This window comes from Bacillus alveayuensis, assembly GCA_030812955.1.
Taxonomy (GTDB): domain Bacteria; phylum Bacillota; class Bacilli; order Bacillales; family Aeribacillaceae; genus Bacillus_CB; species Bacillus_CB alveayuensis.
On the sequence record JAUSTR010000004.1, the window covers coordinates 147,943 to 165,618 of the forward strand.

The 17,676-nt window shown below is 37.4% G+C and carries 17 protein-coding genes, 2 pseudogenes and 1 riboswitch; of the genes and pseudogenes, 14 read left to right on the plus strand and 5 right to left on the minus strand.

Features of this window, described 5'->3' with window-relative positions; all coding sequences use genetic code 11:
* The first annotated feature begins 16 nt into the window (after window positions 1-16).
* Together J2S06_RS07640 and J2S06_RS07645 are read left to right on the plus strand one after the other, a co-directional pair.
* Window positions 17-817 (plus strand): NAD kinase, encoded by an 801-nt coding sequence (locus J2S06_RS07640; RefSeq protein ID WP_419151880.1) that lies wholly within the window; start codon window positions 17-19, stop codon window positions 815-817.
* 47 nt (window positions 818-864) lie between these two features.
* Window positions 865-1,761 carry an RluA family pseudouridine synthase gene (locus tag J2S06_RS07645; RefSeq protein ID WP_419151881.1) on the plus strand — a complete coding sequence of 299 codons (897 nt, stop codon included), beginning with the start codon at window positions 865-867 and terminating at the stop codon, window positions 1,759-1,761.
* A 25-nt stretch (window positions 1,762-1,786) separates the two neighbouring features.
* Here J2S06_RS07645 and prpE read toward each other — a convergent pair whose 3' ends face one another.
* On the minus strand, window positions 1,787-2,533 hold the full coding sequence (gene prpE / locus J2S06_RS07650; RefSeq protein WP_419151882.1) for a bis(5'-nucleosyl)-tetraphosphatase PrpE: 747 nt from the start codon (window positions 2,531-2,533) through the stop codon (window positions 1,787-1,789).
* A gap of 361 nt (window positions 2,534-2,894) precedes the next feature.
* Between prpE and J2S06_RS07655 the strand changes: the two are divergent.
* Window positions 2,895-3,480 (plus strand): annotated as a pseudogene (locus J2S06_RS07655) (ABC transporter ATP-binding protein); the annotation flags it as partial.
* A gap of 283 nt (window positions 3,481-3,763) precedes the next feature.
* Here J2S06_RS07655 and J2S06_RS07660 read toward each other — a convergent pair.
* Both J2S06_RS07660 and J2S06_RS07665 read right to left on the minus strand, forming a co-directional pair.
* Window positions 3,764-4,096 carry an ABC transporter permease subunit gene (locus tag J2S06_RS07660; RefSeq protein WP_419151883.1) on the minus strand — a complete coding sequence of 111 codons (333 nt, stop codon included), beginning with the start codon at window positions 4,094-4,096 and terminating at the stop codon, window positions 3,764-3,766.
* A gap of 6 nt (window positions 4,097-4,102) precedes the next feature.
* Window positions 4,103-4,303 carry a hypothetical protein gene (locus J2S06_RS07665; RefSeq protein WP_419151884.1) on the minus strand — a complete coding sequence of 67 codons (201 nt, stop codon included), beginning with the start codon at window positions 4,301-4,303 and terminating at the stop codon, window positions 4,103-4,105.
* Window positions 4,304-4,352: 49 nt separating this feature from the next.
* Between J2S06_RS07665 and J2S06_RS07670 the strand changes: the two are divergent.
* Window positions 4,353-4,973 (plus strand): annotated as a pseudogene (locus tag J2S06_RS07670) (IS6 family transposase); the annotation flags it as partial.
* A 436-nt stretch (window positions 4,974-5,409) separates the two neighbouring features.
* Here the strand turns inward: J2S06_RS07670 and J2S06_RS07675 are convergent.
* Window positions 5,410-5,721, minus strand: coding sequence for an IS200/IS605 family accessory protein TnpB-related protein (locus J2S06_RS07675; protein ID WP_419151933.1), 312 nt, complete (start codon window positions 5,719-5,721; stop codon window positions 5,410-5,412).
* Between the two features lie 161 nt (window positions 5,722-5,882).
* Here J2S06_RS07675 and mgtE point away from each other — a divergent pair, with 161 nt between their 5' ends.
* The 10 genes from mgtE to J2S06_RS07725 all read left to right on the plus strand — a co-directional run bounded on the left by mgtE (window position 5,883) and on the right by J2S06_RS07725 (window position 16,044).
* Complete coding sequence (gene mgtE / locus J2S06_RS07680) at window positions 5,883-7,211, plus strand: magnesium transporter (RefSeq protein WP_419151934.1); 1,329 nt, start codon at window positions 5,883-5,885, stop codon at window positions 7,209-7,211.
* A 48-nt stretch (window positions 7,212-7,259) separates the two neighbouring features.
* Entirely contained in the window at window positions 7,260-9,119 is a 1,860-nt protein-coding gene (locus J2S06_RS07685; RefSeq protein ID WP_419151885.1) for a monovalent cation:proton antiporter family protein, read from the plus strand.
* Between the two features lie 63 nt (window positions 9,120-9,182).
* A riboswitch (TPP riboswitch) is annotated at window positions 9,183-9,291 on the plus strand.
* Between the two features lie 267 nt (window positions 9,292-9,558).
* On the plus strand, window positions 9,559-10,167 hold the full coding sequence (gene tenI / locus J2S06_RS07690) for a thiazole tautomerase TenI (protein WP_044895671.1): 609 nt from the start codon (window positions 9,559-9,561) through the stop codon (window positions 10,165-10,167).
* Window positions 10,164-11,270, plus strand: a complete 1,107-nt coding sequence (thiO, locus tag J2S06_RS07695; RefSeq protein WP_052659567.1) for a glycine oxidase ThiO — start codon at window positions 10,164-10,166, stop codon at window positions 11,268-11,270. Before tenI ends, thiO begins: the two co-directional genes overlap by 4 nt.
* A gap of 13 nt (window positions 11,271-11,283) precedes the next feature.
* Window positions 11,284-11,487: a sulfur carrier protein ThiS gene (gene thiS, locus J2S06_RS07700; protein ID WP_419151886.1), complete on the plus strand. Its 204-nt coding sequence runs from the start codon at window positions 11,284-11,286 to the stop codon at window positions 11,485-11,487.
* Window positions 11,488-11,490: 3 nt separating this feature from the next.
* Entirely contained in the window at window positions 11,491-12,258 is a 768-nt protein-coding gene (locus J2S06_RS07705; protein WP_044895673.1) for a thiazole synthase, read from the plus strand.
* Window positions 12,255-13,271: a MoeB/ThiF family adenylyltransferase gene (locus tag J2S06_RS07710; protein WP_419151887.1), complete on the plus strand. Its 1,017-nt coding sequence runs from the start codon at window positions 12,255-12,257 to the stop codon at window positions 13,269-13,271. The genes J2S06_RS07705 and J2S06_RS07710 overlap by 4 nt, the downstream gene beginning before the upstream one ends.
* A gap of 261 nt (window positions 13,272-13,532) precedes the next feature.
* Window positions 13,533-14,501 carry a nuclease-related domain-containing protein gene (locus J2S06_RS07715; protein ID WP_419151888.1) on the plus strand — a complete coding sequence of 323 codons (969 nt, stop codon included), beginning with the start codon at window positions 13,533-13,535 and terminating at the stop codon, window positions 14,499-14,501.
* Window positions 14,502-14,583: 82 nt separating this feature from the next.
* Window positions 14,584-15,360 carry an enoyl-ACP reductase FabI gene (fabI, locus tag J2S06_RS07720; RefSeq protein ID WP_419151889.1) on the plus strand — a complete coding sequence of 259 codons (777 nt, stop codon included), beginning with the start codon at window positions 14,584-14,586 and terminating at the stop codon, window positions 15,358-15,360.
* A 318-nt stretch (window positions 15,361-15,678) separates the two neighbouring features.
* The gene (locus tag J2S06_RS07725) at window positions 15,679-16,044 is read left to right on the plus strand and encodes a CotO family spore coat protein (RefSeq protein WP_419151890.1); all 366 of its coding nucleotides are present in this window, start codon (window positions 15,679-15,681) and stop codon (window positions 16,042-16,044) included.
* A 420-nt stretch (window positions 16,045-16,464) separates the two neighbouring features.
* On the opposite strand, the gene J2S06_RS07730 is transcribed toward J2S06_RS07725, so the two are convergent.
* On the minus strand, window positions 16,465-17,526 hold the full coding sequence (locus J2S06_RS07730; RefSeq protein ID WP_044749031.1) for a CotS family spore coat protein: 1,062 nt from the start codon (window positions 17,524-17,526) through the stop codon (window positions 16,465-16,467).
* Between the last annotated feature and the right edge of the window lie 150 nt (window positions 17,527-17,676).

Sequence of the window (17,676 nt, forward strand, 5' to 3'; positions counted from 1 at the left end):
AAGGAGCTTGGAGACTATGAAATTCGCGATCTCATCTAAAGGTGATGGAACATCGAATATTTTAGCCCAAAAAATGCGCTCTTATTTACTAGATTTTGAATTGGAATATGACGAAGATGAACCAGACATTTGTATATCGGTTGGTGGTGATGGGACGCTTTTATACGCCTTTCACCGTTACCGAGGGCGATTAGATAAAACGGCTTTTATCGGTGTACATACTGGACATTTAGGTTTTTATGCAGATTGGGTGCCAGAGGAGATTGAAAAGCTCGTCATTGCCATTGCGAAAACGCCTTATCAGGTCGTTGAATATCCTTTGTTAGAGGTCATTATTCGACATCACCATGGTGGAAAGGAAACGCGTTATTTAGCCTTGAATGAGTGTACGGTGAAAAGCATAGAAGGTACACTTGTGATGGATGTTGAAATAAAAGGACAATTATTTGAAACATTTAGAGGGGATGGTTTATGTATTTCGACCCCAACAGGGAGCACTGCATACAATAAAGCATTAGGGGGAGCAATCCTTCATCCTTCTCTTCCAGCGATTCAATTAACAGAAATGGCTTCGATTAACAATCGGGTCTTTCGGACAATTGGTTCACCGCTCATTTTACCAGATCATCATACTTGCCTATTACGGCCAGTAAACGATGTGGACTATCAAATTACAATTGATCACTTAACGCTTTTGCACAAAAATGTAAAATCTATTCAATGTCGGGTTGCCAATGAAAAAGTTCGCTTTGCACGCTTCCGTCCGTTCCCATTTTGGAAACGAGTCCGCGAATCCTTTATTACAGAAAATGATTAAGGAATGGTACAAAAATATTCGTGAATCCAGAAGGAAAGGGTTAGATCGTGAAATCGTTTCAGTTAAATTGGGTTATTGACAAAGAACATGAGGGGATGTTCCTTCGTGAATTTTTGCGGAAACAACAAATTTCAAAGGCAGCTTTGACAGATATTAAATTTCATGGTGGGAAAATTATTGTAAATGGAAAAGAGGAAAATGTACGGTATGTGTTAAAAAAAGAAGACGTTGTCGTTGTTATTTTTCCAGAAGAAAAGCCGAGTGAGTCGATGAAACCGGAAAAAGTCCCATTTGAAATCGTCTTTGAAGATGAACATTGTCTCGTTGTGAATAAACCACCATACGTATCGACGATTCCATCCCGCGAGCATCCGACGGGAAGCTTAGCTAACGGATTGCTATATCATTTTCAACAACATGGTGAAGAACGCACCGTTCATATCGTCAATCGATTGGATCGAGATACTTCAGGAATCATGCTTGTGGCAAAGCATCGCTTTAGTCACTCGTTATTTTCGAAAGAGCAGCAAAACGGAACGATTAAAAGGACATATGTTGCGATTGTACATGGGGTTCTTAAACAAGATCACGGAACGATACAGGCGCCAATCTCACGAAAGGAAGATAGTATTATTGAACGGACTGTACGTGAAGATGGTCAGCAGGCGATTACTCACTTTCGTGTGCTAAAACGTTTACAAAAGTGTACATTTGTCGAGCTCCAATTAGAAACAGGAAGAACCCATCAAATACGTGTTCATATGGCTCACATTGGCCATCCATTATGTGGAGATGCCCTTTACGGAGGGGAGAAAACAGACATCAACCGCCAAGCACTGCATAGCTATCAAATTGATTTTTATCATCCATTTTGTAAAAAAACACTTTCGTTTACATGTCCAATCCCAGAGGATATGAAAAATGTATTAAACAAGCATGCCTAATGAAGCGGGGCATGCTTTTCAATGTTTAATCTTCATCATGAAAAGCTCTAAATTTTTCAGGGACATATGGCATTGTCGAAGGGACAGAAATCGTTTCTTTTTCTGGATATCGTAATGCCGTTAAACAATTTCCAAATACACAACCTGTATCAATATTGACAGTATTATGGATAAAACGTGGTTTTTTAACAGGTGTGTGCCCATAAACAATAAAAGCTTTTCCTTTATATTCCTTTGCCCAGTCTCTTCGTTCTGGTGTACCGTCAGCGTTTTTCTTTCCTGTTATATCTCCATAAAGTACAAAAGTTTTTACCTTTTTGTCTTTTCTTCCTATATACTCCTCTTTCAGCCCAGCATGAGCTACAACTAGCTGCCCGTTATCTAAAATGGCATAGAGTGGGGCTTGTTCATAAAGTTCCATAAACATGCCGCGAATCAATCTTTGTTGTTCATCATGCAAGCTTTCATATTCCGCCACTGTTGTTTCTAAGCCGTGGGCAATTTGAACCGGATTGCCACGGAAAAAGCGATATAATTTATTACAATGATTACCAGGAACGTAAATTCCTTTATGTTGTTTTACGATTTGATAGACGGTTTCAATGACTTTTAAAGAGTTCGGACCGCGATCGGTTAAATCTCCAACAAAGACAAGCTTTCGGCCATCAGGATGTTCAAGTGTTTTATTTCTCCAATGGTACCCTAATTTTTTTGTTAGCTGTAAAAATTCAACAAAACAACCGTGTATATCTCCAATAATATCGTACTTCATTTTTCATCACCTCGTTCTATTATAAGCATTATTGACTCATAAAAAACAGTTGTAAAGTCTACAGAGTCCCTAAATCGCTTAATTAAGACAATGAATCATTATTGGTCGTGGTTACTCTTTTGAAGCCCTCAGAGCCAAGATTTTGTTCACACAGGGCTATCGTAAAGTCAAAAAGAAAAAGAAATTCAAAGAAGTTGAAGTTACATTCGGTAAAATGCTACCTAATCAAATGCCAAATTGGTTAAAACCAGTATATGAATGGGTGTATGAAGAAATCTATGGTGCTGATTTTTCCACACTGAATAAGGCTATGGAAGAGGGAACTTTTTAACCCTCTTTCCACACTATTTTCCGATTACCCATCAATTTATTGATGAGATTTTATGAGATTCATAGTGGTAGTATTGATATTCGTGAAAAACCCGCGAAAATCTCCGCAACACATTTGGAATGGTGCTACAGGATACATGGCTCTTTCACGTAACAATCAAAGAAAACACTGCTTATGGTAAAAACGGGGCGACTGACGAAGAAATTTTTCAAGCGGCAAAAACAGCATGTGCGACCATTTAATCCGGACCTTGCCAGAAGGGTACGATACGCTCTTAAATGAGGAAGCTTCGAACATCTCTCAAGATCAAAAGCAGCTTCTAACGATTGCTCGGGCGATTCTTGCTGACCCCCCGATCTTAATTTTGGATAAGGAGACATCAAACGTCGATACTCGAACAGAGCTTTTAATCCAACAGGCCATGAACCGTTTAATGGAAGGCCGGACAAGTTTTGTCATTGCCCACCGGCTCTCTACAATTAGAAACGCCGATATCATTTTAGTCATGGATCAAGGAAAAGTAATTGAACATGGAACCCACCGTGAACTGTTAAAAGCCAATGGTTTCTATGCTGACCTTTATTACAGCCAGTTTACGAAAACAAAAGCGGTATAAAATAAAAAATGTCTGGCACTTCATGCGACTTCAAATTGGGTATGCTTACAAAAGCGCACTATTATTGATAAGTGCTTGAAGACAATTGGCTATAATTGTTATCATAGCCGTTTTGTAATAACAGACTGCTGTATGAACGGAAAATGTGTTTTTACAGCATATGAAAAAAAGAAATACTTACCAATACAAATATGAACCCTTTACTTTGGATTTGAACAGCAACCTTGTACTTTCCATAGTAAAGGATTTTTTATTAACTGATAACTTTGAACATTACTATAATTTAATTCAATGCAACGCTAGTTTTATATTGATTATTACATTTTAGTAAATAATTATATAAAACAGCAAATTTCATAATCATCGGCGAGACGATGGAAATCAGCAAATCTTTTTTCGTCTTATTAGTAAAGGCTGATAAAAGGGTAGCAAGCGTCAGTGCCGTGATCGCCAGCAAAAAAGTGACGACTGATAGCTGCCAAAAATCTCCCGCCATCCAAATATCAAGTACATATACGCAGTACGTGACAATAACGAACGATTGAACAATCGTAAATAAACCAAATCCCAGCAAATAACCTGTTACAATCTCCCATCTTTTAATCGGTGTCGACAACAATTTTTATAATGTTCCTTGCGTTCTTTCCTGCAAAAATGAAATGCCGCCTATAATAAAAACAAAGAAAAAGACAAAAAAACCAATAAGTATCGAACCTGTCTGATCAAAAAGATTGATTTTGTCAGAGCCATAATAATATTCGACATCAGGCTGAATATTTTTTTTGTCTGACAAGGAGTTGTAAGCGCTTTGAATCACTTTCATGACCGCTGAATTGGCTGTCGGATCGCTTCCTTCCAGCAAAACATATATGTATGTGGATCACTATCCGTATGAGCTTTCAGATCAATTTTGTGGGGACGAAACGTACATCTGCGTAAACGGTCGATGGCATTATCTGTTTTTCTTGTTTGATGCGGTGAAAAAGATTATCCTTTCTTACCCCGTGTCTTCAAACCGTGACACAACGTCCGCTATTCGTGCGATCGATGAAGTATTACTAAAGATGAAAGAAATACCTGAAAATCTTATATTCGTTGTCGACGGGAATCCAATCTACCTTCTCACCCAACATTTCTTAGCTCAACATGGGATTTCGTTTGATGTAAAACAAGTCATTGGTCTCACCAATGAAGATCCTGTTTCAACCGAATATCGACCTCTGAAACAAATTGTCGAAGGGCTCAATCGAACATATAAGGGCAACTATCGCCCGACACACGGATTAGGGTCTGAACACGGTTCCGTATCTTTCGTCACATTGTTTGTCGCTTATTTTAACTTCTTACGTCCTCACGCGGCTCTAGAAAGGAAAGTGCCTGTTGTCCACCCGGCATTACTTGGGCTACCTACCATGACTGCTCGTTGGACAAAGCTGATTGAGTTAGCCCAACAATGGATCGTCGAGCAACGTTCAGCTTCACTTTTTGTATAGCTGATCCCTTGGGTTACTCAGCAATCGGCAACAGCGAACTCTTGACAAACCGAACTCGCCAATGGTTTAAAATGGAAAGACCAAGGGCTTATTTGGTATGACTTCTTTTTGTTCCCTTCGCCCTTGATATCCTCACATTCAACCATTGGCGTGTTTGTCAAGAGCGATTGCGGGGACTTACCACCTAATACATGGAAATAACTCTGCGCATTTATTAAGTTTTCATAGAACTTTTGACACTACCTTATCGAGTGTTAACGTTCCGGTAGTGTATCATTTACTGTACTTCTCGATTTAAGGACGTTGAATCGCCCCGGAATTTTAATCATCTTCCAACAGTGTTCAACTGTTTCTTAATAATCCCTTCGATCTTTGGATGAGCAATATTCTTTGCAGCATTATAATCGGCGTGAGTTCTAAAACCGCATTTAGTGCATCAAAAATTCTCTTCAAAACGATTTTCATTAGCGATATGACCACATTTACTATAACGCTGTGAAGTGTATTCAGGATTAATCTTAATTACCTTTATCCCTACTAGCTTGGCTTTATACTGAATTTTTTCTTGAAGGTCAAAATAAGACCAGTTTTTCAAAAACACTTCATTTTTGCTAATTCCAGACAGATCTTCTAATTGGATAGTCCCACATCTGTGTTTAAAAGCTAATTCGATGACGTACCGGGAATACTTGTGGTTAATGGTGTCACGAAACCTTGCTATCTTATGCTTTACGAATATTCCGTCTATTTATATATTGATGTTTTTTTACGATAATTAGCGACAACAATCATTAGATTTGCTAATATAGTAAGACAGTGATGGTCGGAATCTTTGGGAAATAAAAGCAAATTTTCCGGAGAGGAGGGAATATCGTGACTGCTAATACTGAACGAGATTATGATCACAAAATATTAGTCGATGCTTTGTATAATGAAGATATCACAACGTTTCGTGACATTTTTCTAAAGCTTCATCCTTATGATCAAACAAAATTCTTTTTGAAATTAGAGAAAGATGCTAGAATGCATTTATATAAATTTCTTTCACCAGAAGAAATGGCGTCAATCTTTGAAAACATCGAAGAAAATGAGGATAACTTTAAGCAATATTTGGAAGAAATGAATCCTACATTTGCGGCGCAAATGTTTGAAAATATGTATGTTGACGATGCTGTAGACGTTTTAAATGAACTCAACCAGGATCAGCTAGCTAGTTATTTAACGATCATGAATAAAGAATCTGCCGAGGAAATTCGTGAGTTGCTTCATTATGAAAAATTTACAGCCGGCAGTATTATGACAACAGAATATATTGCGATTCATGCGAATCAAACGGTCCGTTCAGCGATGCAAATTTTGAAAAGCAAAGCACCTGATGCAGAAACGATTTATTATGTTTATGTTATTGATGAAGAGAAACGTTTAGTAGGGGTTATTTCATTACGGGATTTAATTATACATGATGATGAATCGATGATTGCAGATATTATGAATGAGAGAGTTTTCTCTGTAAAGGTTAGTGATGATCAAGAAGAAGTGGCTAGAAAGATGAAGGATTATGACTTTTTAGCTCTTCCTGTTGTCGATTATCAAAACCGTTTGCTTGGAATTATTACGGTGGATGATATCATTGATGTATTAGATGAAGAGGCGTCAGATGATTATTCAAAGCTTGCTGCTGTTAGTGATGTCGATTCACATGACCCTAATCCGATTTCAGCTGCAAAAAAGCGTCTACCATGGCTGATCATTTTACTATTTTTAGGAATGTTAACAGCTAGCTTAATTGGACAGTTTGAAGATACTTTGAACAAAGTGGCCATATTAGCCGTCTTTATCCCATTGATTGCTGGAATGGCTGGAAATACAGGAACACAAGCATTAGCGGTTGCCGTACGAAGAATTGCGACAGGTGATTTAGAAAAAGATAAGATTGGAAAAGTCCTTTTAAAAGAAGCAGGTACTGGTTTAATTATTGGTCTAGTTTGTGGAATCTTTGTCACACTCATTGTTTTTCTATGGCAAAAGGAGCTGTTTCTCGGTTTATTAGTAGGGATATCCATTTTATCTACGCTAACTGTATCAACCATTGCTGGTGCTTTTGTTCCGTTAATCATGCATCGGCTAAACATTGATCCCGCCGTTGCTTCGGGTCCATTTATTACAACGATCAATGACATGATTAGTATTTTGATTTATTTTGGTATGGCAACACTTTTTATGAACTATTTATTATAGAGATTAAAAATGGCTTAAGATTTCCTCTTGATATAGGAGGTTTTGTTAATGGAAAATCATGCTTCAGTGACTTCGTTAGTGATTGTGCTTATTGTCGCTTTTTTAACACCGATCATTTTACATCGCTTTAGGTTAAATATGATTCCAGTTGTTGTGGCTGAAATTATTATGGGACTCATTATCGGGAAGAGCGGCTTTAATATCGTTCATCCTGATCCATGGCTTGAAATATTGTCAACGTTTGGATTTATCTTCTTAATGTTTTTAAGTGGTGTAGAAATTGATTTTTCAGCTTTTGCAAAAAATAAGAAAAAAGATATTCTTCCAAATGGAAAAAATGCACCGAATACGTTTCTAGTCGCAACCATAGTCTTTATCGGGATTTTTGTACTATCCTTTCTATTATCATATTTTTTCGTGTGGGCTGGCTTTATCGATAATGCCTTTTTAATGACGTTAATTATTTCGACAATATCCTTAGGGGTTGTGGTGCCTACATTAAAAGATGCCCATATTATGAAATCAAATATTGGGCAAATTATTTTGCTGATTGCTGTTATTGCTGATTTAGCAACGATGATTTTATTAGCTATTTTTGTGGCCGTATATGGTGAAGGAAACAACAATACATGGCTGTTACTCATATTGTTTGGAGCGGGAGTTCTATTATACTTTTTGGGAAAAAGATTCCAAAATCGTTCTTTTCTTGAAACAATGTCGAAAGGAACGGTTCAAATCGGTACAAGGGCCGTGTTTACATTAATTATCGTCCTTGTTTCTATTTCAGAAACGGTCGGTGCTGAAAATATTTTAGGAGCTTTTTTAGCAGGAGTGTTAGTTTCTCTATTGTCGCCAAACCCTGATTTGGTACAAAAGCTTGATTCATTTGGCTACGGATTTTTAATTCCTATTTTCTTTGTCATGGTTGGGGTTGAGCTTGATATTTGGACATTGTTCCAAGATCCACAAATTTTATTGCTTATTCCGTTGCTGTTTTTAGCTTTATTTATTTCAAAGCTTGCCCCTGCCTTTTATTTATTAAGCTGGTATGACGCTAAAACAACTGTTGCCTCAGCCTTTTTATTAACATCAACACTTTCGCTTGTCATTGCGTCCGCAAAAATTGGAGAGCGGATGAATGTTATTGATGCAAATATGTCAGGGGCTCTCATTTTAGTGGCCGTCATTGCAAGTATTGTTTCACCAATCGGATTCCGTAAAATTTTCCCAAAGCAAGAAGGAGAAAATCCGAAATTAAAAGTATTCTTTATTGGGGCAAATCAATTGACTCTGCCTGTCACACGTGAATTAAATGATCAATTATATGAAACAACAGTATTTCATACCCAGCAAGATAAAATTGACAAAAAAATAGCTGAATCATTATTTAAAATAATAGAGCTTGAAAATTACTCGCTTGAAACGCTGAAAAAGCATAACATTTTCGATTCAGATATTCTTGTTGTTGCAACAGGAAATGAAGAGCAAAATGCAAAAATTGCCTTGTTAGCCAAAGAATTAGGGGTAAATCGAGTGATTGCAAGTATTGCGTCACCTGAATTAGATGAGCAGCTTAAAGAAAAAGGAATTGATGTGTTCTCCGTTCTACTATCAACGAAAATCTTACTCCGTGCTCTTATTGAGTCGCCAAGTGTTATGCGAATATTATCAAATCAAGAAACGACATTGTATCAAATTAATATGAATAATTATAAATATCATGGAATTTTACTCAGAAATTTTCCGTTTACAGGTGATGTCATTTTTGTGCGTATTTTTAGAGGGAAGGATTCAATCGTTCCTCATGGAGATACAGAACTTAAAAACGGTGACCGTCTCATCGTTACAGGTTCACGCGAATATGTGGATGAATTAAAACGTGAACTTGAATTTTGTGATTGGTGTTAAAACGCACTTTTAAAATGTCCATGATTATGGTATAGTGAAAGTTAAATAAAACAACTGAATGAGGAAAACCACTAGGGGAGCCTTTCAGAAAGGCTGAGATTAAAGTGTAACTTTAAGACCCTTTGAACCTGATCTGGTTAACACCAGCGTAGGGAAGTGGACATGTAGATGATAAGTTATGTTGTTGATCAATACATTTTTACCACTTTCCTTTATTTGGAGAGTGGTTTTTTCGTTTTTTGAAAAGGCTGTTTTCAAAAACTATGATGCTTTTCGACTGTCTATGAACCGAATAAAGCACGTGGTCGGATAAATCACATTTGTCCGACAATCGATTTCACGCAATAGCGTGACATATTAAACATGTCGATTGCCTGACAGTCTAAAAGTATATAAAGCAACAATCGTTTAGAAAGAGCCTTTGAAAAGGGGGGATCGTGTGGAAATTCATGCGATTACAGATGGGAAAAAAACAACGTCAGAGCTTATGGACATCATATTATCAATTGAGGAATATGTAGACTATATTCACATTCGCGAAAAAAATAAAAGTGCAAAGGAAATCATCGACCTTATCGATCAGCTTTTACAAAACAATTGTCCTAAGGAAAAACTCATTATAAACGACCGATTGGATGTTGCTTTTATGACGAATCTGTCTCATGTTCATCTTCCACAATCAAGCTTACCTGTACAAAGGGTCAAAAATAGGTTTCCCCAAATGTGTGTAGGAGTATCCGTTCATTCACTCGAAGAAGCAAAGAGGGCAGAACAAGAAGGGGCACAATATGTTTTATTCGGCCATATTTTTGAAACGGACTCTAAAAAAGGAGTAGAGCCACGGGGAATAACGGCTCTAAAGAAGATTGTCGAAAGCGTTTCAATACCAGTCGTTGCCATTGGGGGTATAACCTTAAAAAATGTGCAAGAAGTGATCAAAGTTGGGGCTTCCGGCATTGCGGTAATGTCATATTTATTTTCATCACCACATCCGCAAGATGCTGCCAAAGCTTTAAAAGATTCGATGAAGGGGATGGAGAAACGATGATGAATTACGAAGTTGGGATTATTGGAGGAGGAATAATCGGAAATTCGATTGCTTATCAGCTTGGCAAAGAAGGAATTCGTGCTGCTGTGTTAGAAAGTGAACAATTAGGATCAAAAGCGACTAGTGCAGCGGCAGGAATGTTAGGAGCCCATTCAGAAAATAAAAAAAGAGACATTTTTTATGAGTTTTGCCGAGAGAGTCGTGATTTATTTCCGAATGTTTCGAAAGATTTATATGAAATAACGGGAATTCACGTACAGCTTGTGCAAGAAGGTATGTATCAGCTCGCCTTTACAGAAAGTGAAGCAATGGAATTAAAGTCGTTAGCCGATCGTGAAAAAGAGTTTGTTTGGCATGATCAAAAGGAAGTGTTAAAACAAGAACCGAATTTAACAGATGACATCATCGGGGCATTATGGATAAAAGGAGATGGGCAAGTCGAGCCGAAAGCGTTATGTCAAGCATTTTCTAAAGGTGCAAGGGCATTTGGGGCCGATTTTTATGAACAAACTCCAGTTTATGAAGTAAATAAAACAGGCACTAGCTATGCATTAAAAACACCTCTAGGTATTTTTAATTGTGAAAAAGTCATCGTCGCAAATGGCGTTTGGAGCGGGAAATTTTTTGAGCAGCTCGGTTTAAGAAATCCGATGAAGCCAGTTAAAGGGGAATGCTTTGCAATTAGAATGGACAAACCGCTTGTCACGAAAACGATTTTTCATGAGCATTGTTATATTGTTCCGAAATTAAATGGACGTTGTATTATTGGGGCGACATCAGTTGTGGATAGCTGGCATCAAGAGCCGACTGTTCAAGGTATTTCTTCCTTAATGAATAATGCCCAGCAATTAGTTCCGTCCATTTCGAATCAATCGATTCTTGAAGCTTGGTCATCTTTAAGACCGCAGACGTTTGATGGGTGGCCTATTATCGGGGAGCATCCGGAATGGGAAGGGGTCTTTTTTGCTACAGGTCATTATCGAAATGGGATATTACTTTCACCGATAACGGGAATCGTTGTGAAAGATCTTGTTTTAAAGCAAAATCAATTTTCTCGTTATTTAGGGGCGTTTTCTATAAACCGTTTGCGAACGGCCGTTTAATGGAGGTGAGAGAATGAAAATTCAAGTAAATGGAAAGCTCGTAAACATCGATGATCAAATTCAAACGATTGCGGATTTATTAAAACATTATCAGTTGGAAAATCGCATTGTCGTTGTCGAATTAAATCGTGAAATTATTAATAAAGAAGGCTATGATTCTCAAAGTTTACATGAAGGCGATCAAATTGAAATCGTTCATTTTGTAGGAGGAGGATGAAAAATGTTAAAAATCGCCAATAAAACCTTTCAATCTCGTTTACTATTAGGAACAGGAAAATACCCTTCTTTTGACATTCAAAAGAAAGCTGTTGAAGTGTCTGAAGCCGAAATTTTAACGTTTGCTGTAAGAAGAATGAATATTTTTGAACCAACTCAACCTAATTTTTTAGAGCAATTAGATTTATCAAAATATACGCTATTACCGAATACTGCCGGGGCTAAAACAGCGGAAGAAGCGGTTAGAATTGCCAAACTTGCAAAAGCATCCGGGTTATGTGATATGGTAAAAGTAGAGGTCATTGGCTGTGATAAAACATTGCTCCCTGATCCAGTTGAAACGTTAAAGGCATCGGAAATGCTGCTAGAGGAAGGATTTATCGTCTTGCCATACACATCTGATGACGTTGTATTAGCTAGAAAACTAGAAGAGCTGGGAGTCCATGCTATTATGCCAGGTGCTTCACCAATTGGTTCGGGACAAGGTATTTTGAATCCGTTAAATCTTTCATTTATTATTGAACAAGCGAAGATCCCTGTTATTGTCGATGCAGGTATTGGCTCGCCTGCTGATGCTGCGTTAGCTATGGAGCTTGGGGCTGACGGTGTATTATTAAATACAGCCGTAGCAGGTGCAGATGATCCTGTAAAAATGGCGAAAGCAATGAAATTAGCGATTGAAGCCGGTCGATTAGGATTTGAAGCTGGACGTATTCCGAGAAAAAGATATGCGTCAGCTAGTAGCCCACAGGAAGGAATGGTTACCACTTGATGGAACGTTATTCAAGACAAATATTATTTGCACCAATAGGTGAAAAAGGCCAGGAAAAACTATTAAAGAGTCATGTGCTGATCGTCGGTGCAGGAGCATTAGGGTGTGCGAGTGCAGAGATGCTCACACGTGCCGGTGTTGGGAAGCTGACGATTATTGATCGTGACTATGTTGATTATAGCAATTTAGGACGTCAACAGCTCTACACGGAAGAGGATGCTAAGCAAAGCCTGCCGAAAGCGATTGCAGCGAAAAAACATTTGCAAGAAATTAATAAGGAAATAACCATTCGTGCTGTCGTTGGAGACTTTACCCCATCCAATGCAGAAGGCTTATTGGAAAGGGTTGACCTCATATTAGATGGCACCGACAACTTTGAAACTAGATTTTTAATCAATGACCTCTCAATGAAAAAAAACATTCCGTGGATATATGGAGCATGTTTGAAAAGTTATGGAATGAGCGTATCCATTATCCCAAAGGAAACACCGTGTTTAACTTGCTTAATGAAAGCCATCCCTCACGATGGAATGACATGTGATACAGTAGGTGTCATCGCACCAGTTGTGCAAATGGTTGCTTCCTATCAAGTAACGGAAACGATCAAGTATTTAGTAGGGCAACCCGTTTCCAAAGAGCTCGTATCTTTTGATGTATGGAATCGTCAACATTCTATTGTCGATATGGCAAAGCTTAAAAAGGAAGATTGCCCATCTTGCGGCCAAAATGCCACCTATCCATATTTAACAGAAGAAAGAGGAATGAAAACAGCTGTTTTATGTGGAAGAAATACGGTCCAAATTCGGCCAAACACAACGGAAGCTTTATCGTTAAAAGAAGTGGCCCAAAAATTAAAGCCGCTCGTATCTGATATTGTCGGTAATGACTTTTTAATTTCCTTTTCAATCAATCCTTATCGGATCGTATTGTTTCAAGATGGCAGAGCCTTAATTCATGGCACAAAAGATATAAATGAAGCGAAAGGAATTTATCAAAAATATATAGGGGCTTAGTTTGAGGAAAGGACTGGGTGCTCCCAGTCCTTTTCGTTTGGATAGCAAATGCATCTGTTTGTTCGGATCGTATTCGACAAAAGTTGGATCGTATTCGACAGAAGTTGGATTGTATTCGACAAAAATCAGATTGTATTCGACAAAACTTGGACAGTATTTATTACAATGTTCATTTTTTTCGGTGTGATCGATCGTTTTTGAGCAGGAAAAATACATGAATTGTAGAATAACTTCATTTAAAAAGAAAGGAGTGAGCACAATTTGATAAAAAAAGAGCGGAAAATTCCGCTTACGATTAAAAAATATGAAGCTTTGTTAAGGAGGCTACCGAAAAATCATCCAAAACGGGAACAAATTGAAGAGGAGCTAGCCAAAAGTTTAGCTGGTTATCAAGGAGAGAAGGCAATCGATTATTATTTAGATTTTCTGCCTCAAGATCGTTATTACATCTTTCATGACCTTAGACTTAAAGTAGGTGATAAAAAGTATACACAAATAGATACTTGCATTTTGACTAGTCGTTTTTTACTCATTCTTGAAGTGAAAAATATTTCAGGAACTTTATTTTTTGACCAATCTTTCCATCAATTAATTCGAACAAAAGATGAAAAAGAAGAGGGTTTTCCAGATCCTGTGTTACAAGTAAAAAGGCAACAACACTTTGTCACAAAATGGTTACAAAATAATCGTTTCCCATCGATCCCAATTGAAACATTCATTGTGATTAGTCATCCTTCATCCATAATTAAAACCGCTCCTCGTCATAAAGAGATTTATGAAAAAGTCCTTCATAGTGCCTATCTTCCTCAAAAAATAGAACAATTGGAAAAGTGCTATCAAAAAGACATTTTGACTTTAAAGGAAATGAAGAAGATTTCTCGGCACTTTATAAAAAAGCACACCCCTTTAGATTTTGACGTTCTTTCTCAATTCGAATTATCTAAGTCAGAAATATTATCTGGTGTCCATTGTCCAACATGTTTTACCCTACCTCTAGTAAGAAAACGTGGAACATGGCTATGTCAAAAGTGCCCTTCATCATATAAAGATGCTCATGTTCAAACGCTTCACGATTACGCACTTCTTATTAGTCCTACCATTACAAATCGCGAATGTCGTGATTTTCTCCATTTATCCTCCCCATCGATTGCTTCGAAATTATTAGTTTCTTTAAGCTTAAAACATTGGGGAACTTATAAAAATCGGACTTATATTTTGACTATACGTTAATAATATTGTCATCATAATGATAATCATGCTATAATTATGACTAGGTACTAATAACTTGTAACAAACAATAGGAGGATTAAACATGAATCTCTCTTTTGAAGGTAAAAATATTGTTGTCATGGGAGTTGCGAATAAACGTAGTATTGCATGGGGAATCGCACGTTCCTTACATGCAGCGGGTGCTCGTTTAATTTTTACATATGTAGGTGAACGTATGGAGAAGTCTGTACGTGAGCTTGTTGATTCACTAGGTCGCGAAGATTACCTTGTTTTACCTTGTGATGTAACAAGCGATGAAGAAATCGAAAAATGTTTTGAAACGATTAAAGAAGAAGTGGGCGTGATCCACGGTGTGGCACATTGTATTGCGTTTGCCAACAAAGAAGAACTAAACGGTGAATACTTAAATACAACGCGCGACGGCTTCCTATTAGCCCATAACATTAGCTCCTACTCACTAACAGCTGTAGCAAAAGCAGCTCGTCCATTGATGACTGAAGGTGGAAGCATCGTTACATTAACATATTTAGGTGGAGAGCGTGTCGTTCAAAACTACAATGTCATGGGTGTAGCAAAAGCATCACTTGATGCAAGTGTGAAATATTTAGCGAATGACTTAGGGAAAGAAGGCATCCGTGTCAATGCGATTTCTGCGGGACCAATTCGTACACTTTCTGCAAAAGGGGTTAGCGATTTTAATTCCATCTTAAAAGAAATTGAAGAGCGCGCACCACTACGTCGTACAACAACTCAAGAAGAGGTTGGCGATACAGCACTATTCTTATTTAGCGACTTATCTCGTGGTGTAACTGGCGAAATTATTCACGTAGACTCCGGCTACCATATTCTTGGTCGATAAAAAAAGCTGTCAGTGTCCAGATCACACTTAACTGCTTCCTGTCATGTAGACAGTGGGAATAAAAAAAGCGGCCTTGGTCCTATCTTCTATAGGGATTAAGGCCGTTTAGTCGTTTTTGCAGTCGATCATAATTATATAGGGTAGTATATTACAGATACTTATGGTACAGTTTTTTCACTCTACACGTGTCAAAATTTGTATCCAACGAAAAATGTCATATCCTTATCTTTTCCCTCATACACTTTGTTGAAATGATTTTCTAAATAAAGGGAGGGATAATCCATTAAAAAACATCAATCCTTTAAAAATCCCCCATTAATGTATATTATTCAGCCTGAATTAGAACCGATCTTTTCCTCGATGCAAAAAACGTATGTGATGAAAAAGAAGCAAAAGAAAGAAGTGAAAAATAAAGAAAGTGCTGTTGAAAAGCCGAAGAGATTAGAACAAAAGGAAGTAGAGAAAAAGCCGATCACTTCATTTAGTATGCTGACGAATGAACAAAAGGTTCAAACGTTATTAAATTTGCCTGAAAGCTTAAAGCATGTTAGCTGTAACATCCGCACAACAAAAGACGAATCTTTTTATGGTAAAATAACTGAATATAAAGATGGTTACGTGACAATCGATTCGAACAAAGTAAATTTTGAAGAAATTGAGACAATTACATTAATTGGAATATAAAAAACAAAAAGGTCTAACTCCACAATTTTATTTGAGACTGTTTTCGTAAACTTTGTTGCTTTTCGACTGGCCATGAGCCGAACAAAGCACGTGGTCGGACAAATTATATTTGTCCGATCATCGACTTTTGTTCGGTTCACGTCACGCTTTAGCGTGTAGCAAGCGTATCGCTTGCCTGACAGTCGAAAAGTTATCGTATAGTAAAGCAACAATCTTTAGAAAAGAGCCTTATTTGAAGAAGCTAGGCTTTTCGCCTCGCTTCTTTGTTTTTTTATCATATCAGAATTTATATCATGATCACGAAGGAATAAACCCTTTTATATAGTTATGGATGTCTAGCGAAAGCAGCCCAGCGACTAGTAAACTTCCCTCTCCTCCTTCCGATAAGTCAACATCCACGCTTTCGCTTTTCTTAACTCATTACCAATTAATATATTTTTTCAATGCATCTCCTTTAATTTGTTCATAAATAAAGCCTTGTTCCAGTTCAGAAACTAATATATCGGTTTTTCGAACATATTTTTCTCGAATGATATCATAAAGCTCATACGGGAATAAACTGTCAATATACATAACTTCCTTCTGTTCAGGGGTTAATGGATTAATGGTTTCATAAGCTTCAATCATAAAGTGAAATTCATCTTCATTCCAAGCTGTCGTCGTATCCATTAGCGGAATGATAATTTTACGTAAATCACGGATTGGTAAATCAAATGAAACCGTATCTAAATCAATGATCCAAATGTCACCGTCATTTCCTAAGAGGGTATTTCCTGTTCCGTAGTCTTGGTGGCATAAAGTTGGCTCCTTTTTCTCTTCGGCAACCCATTCAAGATAGTTTGAGGAAAGAAGTTTATTTAAAATCTTCTTTCCTTCTTCAAGAAATAGATCGATTTGAGCTAAATACAGCTGAGAAAATGGGTCATCTGGCATTTGTTCAGCCGCTAGCTTCCACGTTTTCATTTGTTGTAGTCGCTTAATGTAATGATTAGGCCAACGTCCAAGCTTTCGAAACACTGGAACTCCTTCAGGCGGTTTGTAGCCTTTTGACCAAAGATGAAACTCCCCTAGTCCCTTCATGACCATCTTTAAATCATCTGGATTAGAAAACTCAAATGGTCTTCCTTCAATCCAATCATACACAACAAATAAAAATGGTCCGTATTTTGTAAATAATTGATTTTCTTTATTTGGGATAATGGCGGGAACACGCGCTCCATTTTCTGCTAAATAATGTTGAGCATTGATGGAAAATAACGCTTTTTTCTCTGGGCGATGTATTCTTTTTAAACAAATAGGTCCTAAATCGGTTTGAATTTTCCAAACTAACGCCATTTGTCCACCTTGAATGACTTCTATTTCATTTACTGTTACATCCCAATTTTGAATGATGGATGCAGCAAGATTTCGTAATTTCTCTTCCTCTTCTGGTGTTAGGACAAACTCCTCTTGTTCGGTTTCGTTTAATTCGTTTTCCAACATGACAATCACCGTCCTATATTTCCCATTTATGAAAACGAGGAATGTATGAAAGGTTATCCTTCACATGTTATATTCCTATCTTATCTTAAAATATGTTAGAATCATGTATTTTGTCCTAGATAATCGTCTAATTTGTTGAGATTTATAAAA